Below are 15,470 nucleotides of genomic sequence, written 5' to 3'. Positions count from 1 at the left end.
GATCAGGCAGGCTGGGCGACATGTCCGAGCCCGCGGTCATCTCGGTGATGCTGATCGTTCCGGACGCCGATGCGGCGGTCGCCTGGTACCAGGCCGCGCTCGGCGCCACGGAGCTGTGGAACCTCGGCGGCGTCGCCGCTCTGTCGATCGGTGGCGCGCCTTTCCTCGTCCACCAGGTCAACCCCGCCAACCCCGCGGAGGACAGCCCGGCCGGCGTGACGCATGTCCGCGTCGAGGTGTTCTGCGACGACCCCGACGAGTTGGTGGCGCGTGCCGTCGCCGCGGGAGCCGTGGGATCGGCGGTCGTGGAGCACCAGATGCCGTGGGGGACGCACCGGCAGGGCGGGTTCACGGATCCGTTCGGGCACAAGTGGTCCGTGGGTGACCGGTCACCCCTGGGCTGACTGCAACGGCCACACCTCCACCACTCCGTAGCCGACCGCGCACGGAGTGTTCGACACGAGCTTGACGGCCTCGTCCAGCGACTCGGCCTCGATGATCGCGAAGCCCGCGACCGGCAGAGCCGACTGCAGGAAAGGCCCGTCGTCCACGATCGTCCCGGTGTTGCCGGGATTGCGGACCTGCACTGGTTTCCCGGCGATCCCCATCTCCGCTCCCGCCGCGCGCAACCGTTCGTCGTGCGCGTGTGCCTCGTCGCGGACGGCCTCGTCCGTTCGGTCGTACCCCTCGCGGTCTCCATAGCCGATCGTCACGAACCTCATGGCTGAACCTCCTGTTCGTGGGTCATCTGTACCGACTCGGGTGGCGTCGGGAACTCATCGGCCCGTTCATCGAGAGTTCATCTCGCGGCTGCGACCGCGGGCGCCGCCACCGCGTCGAAGTGTCGTGAAGAGAACGCTCGGAATCGGTTTGGCGGTAGTGCTGCTGGCGGGCGTGGTCATCGCGATCGTCCTCGGCCAGGGCGGTGACGAACCGGCTCGCCTCCAAACGGTGCGCGGCGTCATCGGCTCGGAGAAGCTCGCCTTCTTCGCCGACCAGCGCGTCAAGGACGTGTTCGCGAAGCACGGGCTGAAGGTCGAGGTGGATCCGGCCGGGTCGCGGCAGATCGCGACGGCGACCGACCTGAACTCGTACGACTTCGCGTTCCCCTCGTCGGCGCCCGCGGCCGAGAAGATCCAGCGCGATCGCAAGGCCGCGCGGACGTACGCGCCGTTCTCGTCGCCGATGGTGATCGCGACGTTCGACCCGATCGCCGACCTGCTGACGAGGGCCGGCGTGATCAAGTCCGGCCCCGGCTACCGGACGTTCGACGTGCAGGCGTACCTCGACCTCGCCGCCAGGGGCACCCGCTGGGATCAGCTGCCGGGCAACACCGCGTATCCCGCGCGCAAGAACCTGCTGGTGACGACGACGGATCCGCGCGACTCGAACTCTGCGGCGATGTACCTGGCGATCACGTCGTTCGTCGCGAACGGCGGAGTGGTGTCGTCGCAGGAGGCCGAGGCGAAGGTGCTGCCGGCCGTGTCGAAGTTGTTCCTGGACCAGGGTTACACGCAGAGCAGCAGCGAGGGGCCGTTCGAGGACTACCTGTCCGCAGGGATGGGCAAGACGCCGCTGGTGCTGGCGTACGAGGCGCAGTTCGTCGACAGGGTCGTGCGGGGCGACTCGACGATCAGGCCGGACATGAAGCTGCTCTACCCGGCGCCGACCGTGCTGTCCAAGCACACGCTGGTGCCTTTGCGCGAGCCGGGAGACCGCGTCGGGCAGTTGCTGTCGAACGACGCCGAACTGGCGAGGCTCGCGGCCACGTTCGGCTTCCGCACGGCCGATCCCCGGCACTTCAACGACATCGTGAAGGAGAAGAACCTGACGGTGCCGCAGACGATCGTGGACGTCGTCGAGCCGCCAGCCCACGAGACGCTGGAGCGGATGCTCGAAGCGATCGCGAAGCAGTACTGACATGGCCGACTTCGTGCTGACGCCACCCGAACCCGTCGAGCCGGTGCCGGTGGACCGCGTTGCCGGGCTGATCCCGATCACCGACAAGGCCGCGCTCTCCGAGAAAGCCTCCGCGTTCGTCTCCGCGCTCGCCGCCGTCGACCCGCAGTCGCCCGACTTCGGCCGGATCGTCGACGACGCGCTGGTGCTCGGTGAGGCGGAGATGCGGGTGGCGGCCCAGATCGCGGGCCGGTTGCTGGACCGCACGCTCGCGTCGGTCTCGTCGCCGTCGTCCGCGCAGGTGTCGGTCAGCCTGGCCGAGTTGCGGCGTTCGGTGCGAGAACTGGATCCACAGGACCTGACCAAGCTGACCGGTCGCAAGATCCTCGGCTTCATTCCCGGCGGCAACTCGGCTCGCGGCCTGCTGGCCCGGCTGCGCGCGGCCGACGAACCCGTCAACCGCATCGTGCTGAAGCTGCGGTCCGGTCAGGACGCGCTGAAACGGGACAACGCGGCCATCAAGGGCGAACGGCAGCGGTTGTGGGACCTGATGACCAAGCTGTCGCAGGACGCCGCGCTCGCAGCCGAGATGGACGAGGCGGTAGAACGGCAGGTGGCGATCTTCGACCTGTCCGATCCCGCCCGCGCTCAGGCGTTGCGCGCCGACGTGCTGTTCGGGTTGCGGCAACGGCATCAGGACCTGCTGACCCAGCTCGCCGTGTGCGCGCAGGGCTACCTGGCGCTCGATGTGGTGCGGCGCAACAACGACGAGCTGATCAAGGGAATCGAACGCGCGGTCAGCACGACAGTGACGGCGTTGCGGATCGGCGTCGCGGTGGCGGCGGCGCTGGCCGGGCAGCGCGAGGTGATCGACCAGGTCGACGCCGTGCGCGGGCTCACCGACTCGATCCTGCGCTCGAACGCGAACCTGATGTCGTTGCAAGGCCAGGACATCCAGCGCATCGCGGCGACGCCTGCCGTCGGCATCGAGGCGGTGCGGACCTCGTTCGACCAGATCTACGCCGCGATCGACGCGATCGACACGTTCAAGGCCCGCGCGACCGACTCGATGTCCAGCACGGTGTCCGCGCTCGACGCCGAGATCCGCCGCGCCCACGACCACCTGAGCCGCGTGCGCGGCGCTGAGGAGCAACCATGAACCGCCGCCTCGTCCCCGCGGTCGCCGTTCTGGCGCTGCTGGCGGGATGTTCCGACGAAGCCGACCCGTCCAGACCGGTCGGCGACCCCACTCCCGGCGTGCTCCGAGTCCTCGCCGGCAGCGAGCTCGCCGACCTCCAGCCCGTCCTCGACGAGGCGGCCAAAGCCACCGGCGTCACCGTGAAGTTCAGCTTCTCCGGCACGATCGAGGGCGCGGACAAGGTCGCGAACGGCACTGCCGACCAGGGCTTCGACGCCGTCTGGTTCTCCTCCAACCGCTACCTCGAACTGGTCCCCGACGCCCAGAAGCGCCTCGGCACGCCTGCCAAGATCATGTCTTCGCCCGTCGTGCTGGGCCTGCCCGCCGCGAAGGTGCGCGAACTGGGCTGGGAGGGCCGGCGCGTCGGCTGGGCCGAGATCGCACAGGCCGCGGGCGCGCGGAAGTTCACCTACGGCATGACCGACCCGTCCGCCTCCAACTCCGGCTTCTCCGCGCTGGTCGGGGTCGCGGCCGCGTTGTCGGGGTCGGGCTCGGCCCTCGACGCGGCACGTGTCAACGCCGTCGCCCCGCAGCTCAAGCAGTTCTTCTCCGCCCAGACGCTGTCCGCGGGCTCGTCCGGCTGGCTGTCCGAGGCCTACGCCCGGCGCGCGAACGAGCCTGGAGCCGGAGTGGACGGTCTGATCAACTACGAGTCGGTGTTGTTGTCCCTCAACGCGACGCTGCCCGAACCGTTGACGCTGATCTACCCGAACGACGGCGTCGTGACCGCGGACTACCCGCTCACGCTGCTCACCTCCGCGAGCTCAGAAGCCCGCGAGGCCCACCGAAAGCTCTCCGAGCACCTGCGCGGCGCCGACGTCCAGCGCAGGATCATGGACTCCACGCACCGCCGCCCCGCCGTCCCGCAGGTGCAGCCGGACGTGAAGTTCGCGGTGAAGGACCTCGTCGAACTCCCGTTCCCCGGCAGTCAGTCCGCTGTGGACGGTCTGATCACCACGTACTTCGACCAGCTGCGCCGCCCGTCCCGCACGCTCTACGTGCTCGACACGTCCGGCTCGATGCAGGGCGACCGCATCGACGGCCTCCGGCAGGCACTGGTCGGGCTGACCGGCGCCGACTCCTCGCTCGCCGGGAAGTTCAACCGGTTCCACGGCCGCGAGCAGGTGACGTTGCTGCCGTTCAACAGCACCGCGCGCCCGCCGCTGAAGTACGAGGTGCCCGCCGACAGCCCGCGCCCGGTCCTCGACCAGATCCGCGGCACCGCCACCGCGCTCGACGCGGCTGGTGGCACGGCCATCTACAGCAGTCTGCGCGACGGTTACGACGTGCTGCGCGAGCAGATCAACGCCGATCCCGACAGGTTCACGTCGATCGTGCTGATGACCGACGGCGAGAACACCGGCAACGAGGGCATCGACGACTTCGAGCAGTTCCACCGAAACCTGCAGCAGAACCTGAAGGACATCCCGATCTTCCCCGTGCTGTTCGGCGAGAGCGCCACCGCCGAGATGGACCGGCTGGCGAAGATCAGCGGTGGCAAGGTGTTCGACGCCCGCAGCCGCTCGCTCTCCGCGGCGTTCAAGGAGATCCGTGGCTACCAGTAACCCGGTGCTGCGCTACCTGGCGTCCTGGAAGAACCTCGCGGGCTGCGCCGGCGGCCTGATCGGCCTCGGCCTGCACTTCGCCGGAGTGGCAGGCTCCTACTGGATCCTCGTCGTGACCGGCCTGTACGGGGTGGGCGCGCTCGCCGCGCCGTCCGACCGGATCATCCTGGTGACCGATCCGGAGGAGGAAGCAGGCCGGCTGCGCACCGAGCTGGACACGCTGGTGCACCGGGTGCGCGGCTTCGGTGGCCGCGTCCCCGGCGAGGTGGCGCCGAAGCTGGCGGAGATCGCCGAGGTCCTGCGCGGCATGCTCGACCGTCCGCGCGAGCTCCGCGCCGACCCGGACGCCCTGCACGCCGTCACCCGGCTCGTCGGCACCGACCTGCCGCTGTCGATCCAGACCTACCTGAACCTCCCGTGGTGGTACGCCGCCGCTCGCGGTTCGGGTGCGGAACTGGTGCGGCAGCTGGACTTGCTGCGGGCCGACGCCGTCCGGGTGGCGGAACGGTTCCACGCGGCCGACGCGCAACGCCAGGCCGATCACACCCGGTACCTCGAAGATCGCGAGTAGCCTCCGATCATGCGTTACGTCAGGATTTTCGCCGACGAGAACGGCAAATCGGCCTTCGAGGACGTCGAGGTGGCAGGCACGCCGACGGTCACGGTCGAGGGTGTGCCGCCGCTGCTCGTGTCGGGGCCGTTTCCCGCGTCCTCAATGCTCGTCGTGGAGCAGCCGTCGGGCGGCACGCCCGAGTGGGAGCCGCACGTCGCGCCGCGCAAGCAGTGGCTCGTGGTGCTGACCGGCAGGGCGACCGTCACGGTGTCGAACGGGGAACGCCGCGAGTTCGGGCCGGGCGCACTGCTGTCCTTCGAGGACACCGAGGGCGAAGGTCACGTGTCCACGCCGCTCACGGACGACCTGTCGTTCGCGATGTTCCCGCATCAGGCCTGACGACGTCGCCGTCGGCTCTGATGGCGTCTACGAGTACCACCAACTCGACATCAACCGGCACCTTTCTCCGGGCCTGGGCGCGTTGACCGCAGGCGCCCGATCTGGTGCGCTCGACCACATGGACATCGAGAAGGCGATCGCGAGTCTGGACCTTCCGCGGAAGGTGCGGCTGCTGACCGGTTCCGCGCTCTTCGCCCTCTGGCCGGAGCCGGAGATCGGGCTCGCACCGCTGAAGCTGTCCGACGGCCCGACCGGTGTCCGCGGTGCCGAGCTGCGGGGCGGGACGATCGCCTGCCTGCTGCCCAACGCCACGTTGCTCGCCCAGCACTGGGACACCGCGCTGGCCCGCGAGGTCGGCGAGGTGCTCGCGGACGAGGCGGCCGCGCAACGCGTGCACGTGGTGCTCGGCCCGACGATCAACCTGCACCGCACGCCGCTCGGCGGGCGGCTGTTCGAGGCCTACAGCGAGGATCCGCTGCTGACCGGCGCGCTCGCCGCCGCGTACGTGCGGGGCCTGCAGGGCAAGGGCATCGCGGCGACGCCGAAGCACTACGTCGCCAACGAGTCCGAGACCGAACGGCGCACGGCGAGCTCGGAGCTGGACGCGAAGACGTTGCGCGAGGTGTACCTGCTGCCGTTCGAGATCGTCGTCGAGGACGCCTCGCCGTGGGCGATCATGGCTGCCTACAACAAGGTCAACGGTGTTCCGGCGACCGAGCACACCGAGCTGGTGCAGGGCGTGCTGAAGGGCGAGTGGGGCTTCGACGGGCTGGTCATGTCCGACTGGTTCGCCACCTCGTCGACCGCCCAGAGCGCCAACGGCGGACTCGACCTGGTGATGCCCGGCCCCGGCGGGCCGTGGGAGGACAAGCTGGTCGCGGCTGTGCAGGCGGGAGAGGTCGCCGAGTCGACCATCGACGACCACCTGCGCCGCCTGCTGCTTCTCGCCCAACGCACCGGTGCGTTCGGCACCGAGCGCAAGTGGCCCTCCGACGTTCCGGCGCCCGACAGCGCGACCAGGCGTGAGCAGCTGCGCAGGTTCGCCGCGGGTGGCATGACAGTGTTGACGAACAACGGTGTGCTGCCGCTCGACGCACCCAAGGTCGCGCTGATCGGCCGGCACGCGATCGACACGGTCGCGCAGGGCGGTGGCTCCGCCGGGCTGCGGCCGCCGCACGTCATCAGCATCGCCGACGGCCTGGTCTCGTTGAGGGGCGATCGTGTGTCCGTTGTGGACGGTGTGGAGGTCAGGCAGCGGTACGCCGCTCCCGGTCCCGGTGTGCTGCGCGACATCCGTGCCACGACGTTCGACGTGTCCGGCGAGGTGCTGGCGTCACGCGAGATGGAGATCGCCGAGCTCGCGGCGTACGGCGGATGGGCGCAGGGTGCCGCGTCGATCGAGGTGTCCGGCGAGGCCGTGCTGGACGAACCGGGACGGATGCTGGTCGGCGTGCGCGGGTTCGGCGCCTGGACACTGGAGGTCGCCGGTGAGCGACACACGACGCGCCTGGCGTGGGCGGACGGCGTGGTCGAGGAAGCGCTGCTGAAGCCGCCGTTCTGGACGACCGAGGTCCTGGTGTCGCCCGGTGATCGGATCACGGCTCGCGTGCGCGAGGCCGCGGCGCTGGTCGGCCTGATCACCCAGCCGGTCGGCCGCCCTGCCGCCGACGCGATCGACGCCGCGGTGCGGGCCGCGCGCGAGGCGGACGTCGCTGTGGTCGTCGTCGGCCTGACCGAGGAGCAGGAGACCGAGGGTTTCGACAAGACCACGCTGGCGTTGCCCGGCGAGCAGGACGCGCTGGTCGCGGCGGTGGCGGCGGCCGCGAAACGCACGGTGGTCGTGGTGAACGCCGCGACGCCCGTGCTGATGCCGTGGCTCGAGCAGGTCGACGCCGTGCTGTGGGCGGGGTTGCCCGGGCAGGAGGCCGGTGACGCCGTGGCGGCCGCGTTGCTCGGCGAGATCGAACCGGCCGGGCGGCTCGTCACCACGTTCCCACGAGCGGACGCCGACGCGCCGACCCCGGTGCCGGTCAACGGCGCCTTGCCCTACGACGAAGGCACGGCGATCGGCTACCGCGGCGCGTCCGAGCCGTTGTTCTGGTTCGGCCACGGACTCGGCTACACGACGTGGGAGTACGGCGAGGCCGCGAGGTCCACTGTGGACGGTGTGACCGACACGGTGTCGGTGTCGCTCACCAACACCGGCGAACGGGCCGGGCGTGAGGTCGTCCAGGTGTACCTGCGGCCTGATGACGAACCCGTGCGGCTGATCGGCTGGGCGGTCGCGGACGTCGCGGCGGGCGAGACCGTGCGGGTCGAGGTGCCGTGCTCCCAACGTGTGCAGAGGATCTGGCAGGACGGCTGGCAACCGCTGCGAGGCGGCGAGCTGCTGATCGCCCGCGGCCTGGGCGATGTCCGGGTCACCCTGGAACCGTAGGCAACGCCGGACGTCCTCAGGTCATGCGACTCGTTCCGGTTCGGCGCGGACGTCTGCTCGTCGCGCTCGGCGCTGTGGTCGTGTTGGCGGTCGGGTACTGGGCGGTGTTCGGCCGCTCGACCGTGGACCCCGCGCGGGAGCTGGCCCTGCAAAGATCGATCGCCGACCATCTCGAGCAGAACCACTGGGGCTCCCGGGATCAGCGGGCGCGGTGGTTCTGCGAGGTCCGGGTGATCGAAGAGGATCAGGGCCGCGACGAGTCCGAGGTCGGTTTCCTGACGATGTGCAACCAGTTCGCCGCAGTGAACGGCGAACTGCTCAACAGCAGCGGTGAGGCAGGTCCGAAGCTCGCCATCGTGACATCACCACCCAAACCCGTCGAGGTACTTCGAGTGGAGTCCCCTGGCGACGGGTCCCTGTACGCGCGGTGGGTGGAGGCCAACTTCTCCTGGATCGGAGCCAAGAAGCTGCATCGGCTGCAGGCGAGCGAAGTCCGGAACCTGGAGAACGCGACGAGGGACAAGGCCCGCGCCGCGTTCGGACTACCCGCCGACGCTCCGGTTCACCGCTGACCCCGCCCGGTGTGGTTGAACAACAGGTTCAGCACGAAGGCGGTCAGCGCCGCGCTCGTGATGGCGCTACCGGTGATCACCTGTGCCCACGCGGGAAACGAGTGGTAGATCTTCGGCGCCACGACCGGCAGCAGCCCGACGCCGATCGTCACCGCGACGATCAGCAGGTTTCCGGTGTTCTCGAACTCGACCCTGCGCAGGATGCCGATGCCCAGCGCCGCGACGGTCGCGAACATGACCAGCCCGGCCGCACCGACCACCGGGCCGGGCAGGGCCGCGACGATCTCGCCGAGCTTCGGGATCAGGCCCAGCACCACCAGAATCCCGCCGGCGACCGCGGCGACGTACCGGCTGCTCACCTTCGTGATCCCTACCAGGCCCACGTTCTGGCCGAAAACGGTGTCCAGGAACCCGTTCATTACACCGCCCAGCACTCCGGACACACCCTCGGCGGCAAGACCGCGGGCGAGATCACGTGAGGTGACCGGACGGCCCGTCATCTCCCCCACCGCGAGCATCGAGGCGGTCGACTCGGTGAAGGTCACCAGCATCACGACACACATGGAGATCACGGCGGCCAACGGGAACTGCGGCGCGCCGAAGTGGAACGGAGCGGCGATCCCGAGCCACGCGGCGCCACCGACGTTCGAAAAGTCCGTCATACCCAGGAAGATCGCCGCGATCGTGCCGCCGACCAGCCCGATCAGCACGCCCAGCTGGCCGATCAGACCACGCGCGAACCGCCCGACGAGCACGATGACCAGCACGATGCCGAACGCCAGCGCCAGCTTCGAAGGCGCGGCGTAGCCAGGAGCCGACTCCTGACCGGTGATCAACCCGGCCGCGACACCGATCAACGACAACCCGATCACCGTGATCACCGATCCGGTCACCACGGGCGGGAAGAACCGCACGGCGCGTGCGAACGGCACCGCTATCAGGATGCCGAACACACCGGCGGCGAGCATCGACCCGTAGACGGCCTGCACGCCGTACTGCCCGGCGATCAGGATCATCGGTGTCACGGCGGTGAACGTCGCCCCCGCCACGACCGGCAGCCGGACGCCCAGGACGTTGCCGATGCCGAGTGCCTGCAGCATCGTGATCAGGCCGGCCACCAGGAGGTCGGCGTTGACCAGCAGGCCGATCGTGTGGGTGTCGAGGCCCGCGGCGGCGCCGAAGACGAGCGGCACCGTGACGCAGCCGGTGTACATGGCGAGGACGTGCTGCAAACCGAGCAACCCGAGCCGCGCGGGTGGCAACACCTCGTCGACCGATTGCTTCAGGGCGGTCTCCATGTGCCTTTCGTAGACCCTCCGGGTTGCGGTGACGTCACGTCGGCGAGAAGTCGCCCGCTCAGCGGTACGTTCGAGGCATGACGGAGCCGGTGACGGCGTTGACTCCGCGGCCTGTGCGGTTCGCGGCGGTCGGCCAGTGGTGGCGTGACGTCACGTTCCTCCACTGGGCCGTGCCGCCGGAGTCGGTCGCGGGGTTCCTGCCCGCAGGCACCCGTCCGGATGTGCTGGACGGCGTCACCTACATCGGGCTGGTGCCGTTCCGGATGCACCCGATCGGCGGCCGGGTCGGGCCGCGATTGCCTTACGTGGGAACGTTCTGCGAGACCAACGTCCGGCTCTACTCGGTCGACGCGCTGGGCAGGCGCGGGGTGGTGTTCCTGTCGCTCGACGCGAGCAGGCTGGTGCCCGTGCTCGGCGCCCAGGTCAGCGCGCGGCTGCCGTACAAGTGGTCGGCGATGCGGCTGGAACGCTCTGGCGACCTGCTCACCTACACCTGTCGGCGCATCTGGCCGGGCCCTCGCGGCGCCTCCAGCCGCGCGGTCGTCCGGGTCGGGCCCGAGGTGGTGGCCGGCGAGCTGGACCGCTTCCTGACGGCGAGGTGGGGTCTGCACGTCGCGTGGCATGGACGGACGCTCTACCTGCCGAACGATCATCCCGAGTGGCCGCTGCACGCGGCGGAGCTGGTCGAGCTGGACGACGGGCTGGTGGCGGCGGCCGGTCTGGGAAACCCGGCGGGGCCACCGGTCAGTGTGCTGCACTCGCCTGGTGTGCCGGTGCGGTTCGGCGTGCCGGTGCCCGCGTAGTTCGGGTGGTGGCCCAGCGCAGTCTGGGGGACCCGACCAGGCCACCGGTCCAAAGGTGGCCGACGTGCGCGGTGACTTTCACACGCCGGCCGGGTTCTTGGGGGAACCGGACCCGGCAACTGCGCCGACCCCCTGTCCCGGGAGTTCGGGCCCGGCGGCGCAGGTACCGGATCTGGGTACAAAGGTGCCAGGCGCCGCGCACAGATTTCGCCCAGGCGGCGCACAGAGCATCCGGAGTACGCGAGGATGGCTCGACCCCGAACGACCGAGGAGATGCACCTGTGGAGTTCCTGTTGCTCGGATCGCTGGCGGCACGGCGGACGGGCACACAGCTGGAGCTGGGCGGACCCCGGCAGCGAGCGGTACTCACGATGCTGTTGCTGCACGCCAACCAGGCGGTCAGCGTCGCACAGCTCACCGAGGCGGTCTGGGACTCTCCGCCGGTTTCGCCCGAGTCGAACCTCCGCACGTACGTGGCGGGACTGCGCAAGGTCCTCGGCGACCGGCTGATCACCAGGCCCGGCCACGGTTATCAGCTCGTCGTCGAGCCGGGTGAGCTCGACCTCGACGCGTTCGACGAGCTCGTGCGCCAGGGCGAGGAAGCTCTCGCGGAAGCCGACGTCGAGGCTGCGGCGGAGCTCTTCGCCCAGGCGCTCGCCAGGTGGCGCGGCACCCCGACCGCCGAGCTGAGCGCGGGACCGTTGCTGCGCGCGGAGTTCACCCGGCTGCAGGAACGCAGGCTGGCCGCGGTCGAGCGGTACGCGAAGGCGGCGCTGGAACTGGGCCGGTTCGACGACGTGATCGACAGGCTGCGGCGGGAGACCGGGCAGCACCCGTTGCGCGAGGAGCTGTGGGCGCAGCTGATGCTGGCGCTCGACCGCTCCGGCCGCCGCGGCGAGGCGCTGGAAGCCTTTGCGGCCGCCCGCAAGCACATCGTCGAGCAGATCGGTGTCGAACCGGGCGCCCGGCTGCGGCAGTTGCAGCAGGTGATCCTCGAGAGCCGGACGCCCTCGCCTGCCGCGTTGAACGCGCATCGCCAGCTGCCCATGGACATCGCCGAGTTCACCGGACGCGAGGCCGAGCTGCGCAGGCTGTGCGAGCCGGGGCCGCAGACGACCGTCGTGATCTCCGCGATCGAGGGCATGGCCGGTGTCGGCAAGACGAAACTCGCCGTCCGGGCGGCACATCAGCTCGTGCCGCGGTATCCGGACGTGCAGCTGTGGGCGGACCTGCACGGGTTCGATCCGGACGAACTGCCCTCCGATCCCGCCGCAGTGCTGGAGAGCTTCCTCCGTCTACTGGGCGTGCCCGGCGGGCAGATCCCGGAGTCGCTCGAGGCACGGGCGGCGCTGTACCGCGACCGGCTGGCGGGCAAACGGGCGTTGGTGCTGGTCGACAACGCGGCGGGCGAGGACCAGGTCCGGCCGTTGCTGCCGGGCAGCGCGAGCTGTCTCGTGCTGATCACCAGCCGCCGCACGCTGCTGAAGCTGGACGGCGTGAAGTCGCTCTTCCTGGACGTCTTCACACCGGGAGAGGCCGTCGCGCTGCTCTCCCGCATCGCCGGTGACGACCGGGTGCACGCCGACCGCGAGGCCGCGGAACGGGTCGCCGAGCTGTGCGGCCACCTGCCGATCGCGGTGGCGCTGGCCGCCAAACGACTCGCGCGCCGTCCACAGTGGACTTTGCGGGACCTGGTGGCGCAGCTGGAACGGGGTGGTGTCGGCGCGCGAGGCGTGTTCGACCTCTCCTACCAGGCGTTGCCGGACAACCAGCGGCGATTATTCCGGCTCCTCGGGCTCCACCCCGGCGAGGACGTCACAGCCGAGTCCGCCGCCGCCCTTGCCGGACTGACCGCCTACGAGACCGAAGACCTGCTGGAGACGTTGCTCGACGAACACCTCCTCCAGCAGCACACGCCCGGCCGTTACGGGCTGCACGACCTGTTGCGCGCGTACGCCGTCGAGCAGGTCATGGCCGCGGAACCGCCTCCTGCCAGGGATCTGGCGCGGCGCCGGGTGCTGGACTGGTACGTCCACACGTCGTGGCACGCCGAACTCCAGCTCAACCCCGTGCGGAAGCTGGAGATCGGCGCCGCGGACCCGGCCGTGCACCCGCGCACGTTCGAAGACCGCGACACCGCGTTGCTGTGGTGCGACACGGAAAGGGCCAACCTGGTGGCCGCGATCCGCGACGCCGCCGAGCACGGCCTGCCACAGCAGTGCTGTTCCCTCGCCCAGTGCCTGTGGGACTTCTTCAACCTGCGCAAGCACTGGGCCGACTGGATCGACACGCACAGCGTCGCGCTGGCCGCCGCACGGTCGGTCGGTGATCGCAGTGCCGAGGGCCGGATGCTGATCACGCTCGGCATCGGGCTGCGCGAGGTCCGGCGGCACGACGAGGCGATCGAGTGCTACCAGCAGGCTCTGGCCATCTTCCGTGCTCTCGGAGATAAGTCACGGCAGTTGCCGGCATTGAACAACCTCGGCATCGCGTACATGGTGCAGGGCCGGATCGACGACGGGCTGGCGTGCTACGAGCAGTCCGCGGAGATCGCACGCGAGCTCGGCGACGTGCACTCGGAAGCCGTGCTGGTGAACAACATCGGCCTGGTGCACGCCGACGCCGGACGGTTCGGCATCGCGCTGGAGCGCTACCTGCGGGCGTTGGAGCTCCGGCAGGAGATCAAGGACCCGTACAGCGAGGCGATCCTGCTCAACAACATCGGCGAGGTGCATCGAGGGCTGCTCGACTTCCCCGAAGCCGTGTCGTACATCGACCGCGCGCTGGAGACGTTCCGCGCGATCGGCGACCTCTACGGGCAGGCCGAGGCGCTCGACAACCTCGGACTCGCACTGGACGGCCTCGGTGACCGGCGCGGTGCGGAGAAGTGCTGGCTCGAGTCGGTGACGTTGTTCGAGGAACTGGGCGAGCCCAGAGCAGACGAGGTCCGCGAACGGCTCACATGACCACGTTGGTCATCGCGATCGCCCCGATCACCAACGCCAGCAGCGACAACATCGCGCCGATCGCGGCCATCGGCTTGCCCTTGCGGTGCCCGAGCAGGCCGAGAGCCGCGATCACGAGTCCTGGCAACCCGAACGTCCACGCGACATAGGGACGCGCGAGGTCGAGGTTGATCGGGAGGAACGTGACCACGACCGCGAACGCGCCGAGGACCAGTGCGAGGAGACCGAGCAGGGATCCCTTGGGAGGCGCCTGCCGCGGTGATCCGTACGACATGCCCGCGACCCTAACCAAGCAGTCTTCAGATCTCCACTGAATCCACCGGGGAGTCCACGGTCGACTCGATCGCCGCGGCGGCCCGCGCGTCCCGGAACCTGGGCTCGATGCCCAGATCGCGGCGGAACGCCGCGTCCCCGCGTCACGGCGACGGCAGCCTCGGTGACGGTCACCGCGAGCAGCCTGACCCAGTCGGCCGACCGTTCCGGATGCACGTCACCGCGGACAGGATGTCATTACACAGCACGTGAACCGAGTCGGTACGCAGCCGCACCAGGTCGGCACGTGTGGGCGGATCACCACCGCCGAGATGCATCAGCCCCAGCGAGAACGCAAGCTCGTCCGACCACAGCCGGTTGGACGCGGGCACCCACACCGGATCGGCCTCCACACAGGTGGCGACGGTCCCCCGCAACCCCATCCCGGCGTGGTCGGCGGGCACCAGCAGTCCCGTTGTCTGCGCCGGTACCAGCCACAACTGCGAGCCGAGACCAGACGTAGCTGTCGCCCTCCCCCGCACCACTGGCGTGGGCTGAGTGGTGCGGTTGGCACCGTCGGTTCCGGTTCCAGCGGAGGGGTCGGCTTGTGCGGTCCGGTTGCCTTGCGTAGGTGGTTGCGCGGGCTTTTACCGAGCGCTGGTTTTTCATCGCCGCTTCGCGACGATTGCGATTGGCGCTTGACTTCGGGGCCCTTGCGAGGCGCTGGTCGGCCTCTAAAAGCCGGGCAGGTAAAGCGCCCGGCCGATCCGAACACGGTAGCACCTCGCACCCAAAGTCAAGCACCAATCGCGAGCGTGCGTGGTCGCGTTTGTGCGGTCGGGTTCCGGGAATTACCGCTTCCCGGTTTTGTATTGCCCTGTCCGGCTCGCTTCGCATCGCGGTTTCGGGTGTGGCTTCGGCTTCGCCGTTGGCCGTGCGGGGCGGCGGGTCTTTGCGGTTCGCTTCGCACTGCCATAGTGGGATCGGTTCTTGTCTTCGGCTTTGCCGATGGCTGTGCTTTCCGATGCCACTGCTTGCCTGGTGCCAGCGCCTCGCCCGTGTCATCGCTTGTCGCTGTCGTGGCCTTGTCCGGCACCTGCTCGAATGTGGGCATGGTTGTGCCACGGCCGTGGTGGGGCTTGCTGCACGGCCGTGGCGGTCGACGTGGGTGGTGGGGTCCGCTCGCGTCCCTCGGTCGGGGTTAGGCGGCGGTGTGGAGCTGGTTGTGTCTGGGTCTGCGTTCGGGGTCGAGCCAGGCGGGCGGGTAGAAGACCGGCATGCCGTGTTCGATCGTGACGTCCCAGCCGCTGCGGTGGATGAGGGTGTGGTGGTGGCGGCACAGCAGCACCCCGTTGTCGAGGGAGGTGTCGCCGCCGTCGGCCCAGTGCTGGATGTGGTGGGCGTCGCAGTGCTTCGGCGGACGCCCACAACCCGGGAAGGCGCAGCCGTGGTCGCGGGCGACCAGGGCGCGGCGGATGGCGGAGGTGAACAGCCGGGACCGGCGGCCGACGTTGAGCGGCTGGGAGCG

Annotated in this window: 15 protein-coding genes; 10 read left to right on the top strand and 5 right to left on the bottom strand. The window is 69.8% G+C overall.

All coding sequences use genetic code 11. From position 1 onward, the window contains the following. The first annotated feature begins 20 nt into the window (after positions 1 to 20). Positions 21 to 404: a VOC family protein gene (locus JOD27_RS39595; protein WP_204767506.1), complete on the top strand. Its 384-nt coding sequence runs from the start codon at positions 21 to 23 to the stop codon at positions 402 to 404. Here the strand turns inward: JOD27_RS39595 and JOD27_RS39590 are convergent. Next, positions 390 to 722: a YciI family protein gene (locus tag JOD27_RS39590; RefSeq protein ID WP_204767505.1), complete on the bottom strand. Its 333-nt coding sequence runs from the start codon at positions 720 to 722 to the stop codon at positions 390 to 392. The two genes, JOD27_RS39595 and JOD27_RS39590, sit on opposite strands and share 15 nt — an antisense overlap. 124 nt (positions 723 to 846) lie before the next feature. On the opposite strand from JOD27_RS39590, the gene JOD27_RS39585 reads away from it, so the two are divergent. The 7 genes from JOD27_RS39585 (at position 847) to JOD27_RS39555 (ending at position 8,623) form a co-directional block, all read left to right on the top strand. After that, complete coding sequence (locus tag JOD27_RS39585; protein WP_204767504.1) at positions 847 to 1,920, top strand: hypothetical protein; 1,074 nt, start codon at positions 847 to 849, stop codon at positions 1,918 to 1,920. Between the two features lies 1 nt (position 1,921). Then, the gene (locus JOD27_RS39580; protein ID WP_204767503.1) at positions 1,922 to 3,058 is read left to right on the top strand and encodes a toxic anion resistance protein; all 1,137 of its coding nucleotides are present in this window, start codon (positions 1,922 to 1,924) and stop codon (positions 3,056 to 3,058) included. Then, positions 3,055 to 4,662 carry a vWA domain-containing protein gene (locus JOD27_RS39575; protein WP_204767502.1) on the top strand — a complete coding sequence of 536 codons (1,608 nt, stop codon included), beginning with the start codon at positions 3,055 to 3,057 and terminating at the stop codon, positions 4,660 to 4,662. Before JOD27_RS39580 ends, JOD27_RS39575 begins: the two co-directional genes overlap by 4 nt. Beyond that, on the top strand, positions 4,649 to 5,233 hold the full coding sequence (locus JOD27_RS39570) for a hypothetical protein (RefSeq protein WP_307830595.1): 585 nt from the start codon (positions 4,649 to 4,651) through the stop codon (positions 5,231 to 5,233). Before JOD27_RS39575 ends, JOD27_RS39570 begins: the two co-directional genes overlap by 14 nt. A 9-nt stretch (positions 5,234 to 5,242) precedes the next feature. Further along, positions 5,243 to 5,614 (top strand): cupin domain-containing protein, encoded by a 372-nt coding sequence (locus JOD27_RS39565; protein ID WP_204767501.1) that lies wholly within the window; start codon positions 5,243 to 5,245, stop codon positions 5,612 to 5,614. Positions 5,615 to 5,732: 118 nt separating this feature from the next. Next, positions 5,733 to 8,051, top strand: a complete 2,319-nt coding sequence (locus tag JOD27_RS39560) for a glycoside hydrolase family 3 protein (protein WP_204767500.1) — start codon at positions 5,733 to 5,735, stop codon at positions 8,049 to 8,051. A 23-nt stretch (positions 8,052 to 8,074) separates the two neighbouring features. Continuing rightward, positions 8,075 to 8,623: a hypothetical protein gene (locus tag JOD27_RS39555; RefSeq protein ID WP_204767499.1), complete on the top strand. Its 549-nt coding sequence runs from the start codon at positions 8,075 to 8,077 to the stop codon at positions 8,621 to 8,623. On the opposite strand, the gene JOD27_RS39550 is transcribed toward JOD27_RS39555, so the two are convergent. After that, on the bottom strand, positions 8,614 to 9,921 hold the full coding sequence (locus JOD27_RS39550) for a nucleobase:cation symporter-2 family protein (RefSeq protein WP_204767498.1): 1,308 nt from the start codon (positions 9,919 to 9,921) through the stop codon (positions 8,614 to 8,616). The two genes, JOD27_RS39555 and JOD27_RS39550, sit on opposite strands and share 10 nt — an antisense overlap. Before the next feature lie 77 nt (positions 9,922 to 9,998). Here JOD27_RS39550 and JOD27_RS39545 point away from each other — a divergent pair, with 77 nt between their 5' ends. Together JOD27_RS39545 and JOD27_RS39540 are read left to right on the top strand one after the other, a co-directional pair. Beyond that, a complete protein-coding gene (locus tag JOD27_RS39545; protein ID WP_204767497.1) occupies positions 9,999 to 10,724 on the top strand; it encodes a YqjF family protein in 726 nt (241 codons plus the stop codon). 281 nt (positions 10,725 to 11,005) lie between these two features. Beyond that, complete coding sequence (locus tag JOD27_RS39540; protein WP_204767496.1) at positions 11,006 to 13,690, top strand: AfsR/SARP family transcriptional regulator; 2,685 nt, start codon at positions 11,006 to 11,008, stop codon at positions 13,688 to 13,690. Here JOD27_RS39540 and JOD27_RS39535 read toward each other — a convergent pair. The 3 genes from JOD27_RS39535 to JOD27_RS39525 form a co-directional block, all read right to left on the bottom strand. After that, positions 13,683 to 13,964 carry a hypothetical protein gene (locus JOD27_RS39535; protein ID WP_204767495.1) on the bottom strand — a complete coding sequence of 94 codons (282 nt, stop codon included), beginning with the start codon at positions 13,962 to 13,964 and terminating at the stop codon, positions 13,683 to 13,685. The genes JOD27_RS39540 and JOD27_RS39535 overlap by 8 nt on opposite strands. 169 nt (positions 13,965 to 14,133) lie before the next feature. After that, on the bottom strand, positions 14,134 to 14,406 hold the full coding sequence (locus JOD27_RS39530) for a hypothetical protein (protein ID WP_204767494.1): 273 nt from the start codon (positions 14,404 to 14,406) through the stop codon (positions 14,134 to 14,136). Between the two features lie 737 nt (positions 14,407 to 15,143). Then, positions 15,144 to 15,470 (bottom strand): HNH endonuclease signature motif containing protein (locus JOD27_RS39525; protein WP_204767493.1); only part of this gene is annotated, 327 nt, incomplete at its 5' end.

Source organism: Lentzea nigeriaca (assembly GCF_016907955.1).
Classification (GTDB): domain Bacteria; phylum Actinomycetota; class Actinomycetes; order Mycobacteriales; family Pseudonocardiaceae; genus Lentzea; species Lentzea nigeriaca.
Note: the sequence above shows the minus strand (reverse complement) of the source record. Positions and strands in the feature narration are given on the sequence as shown.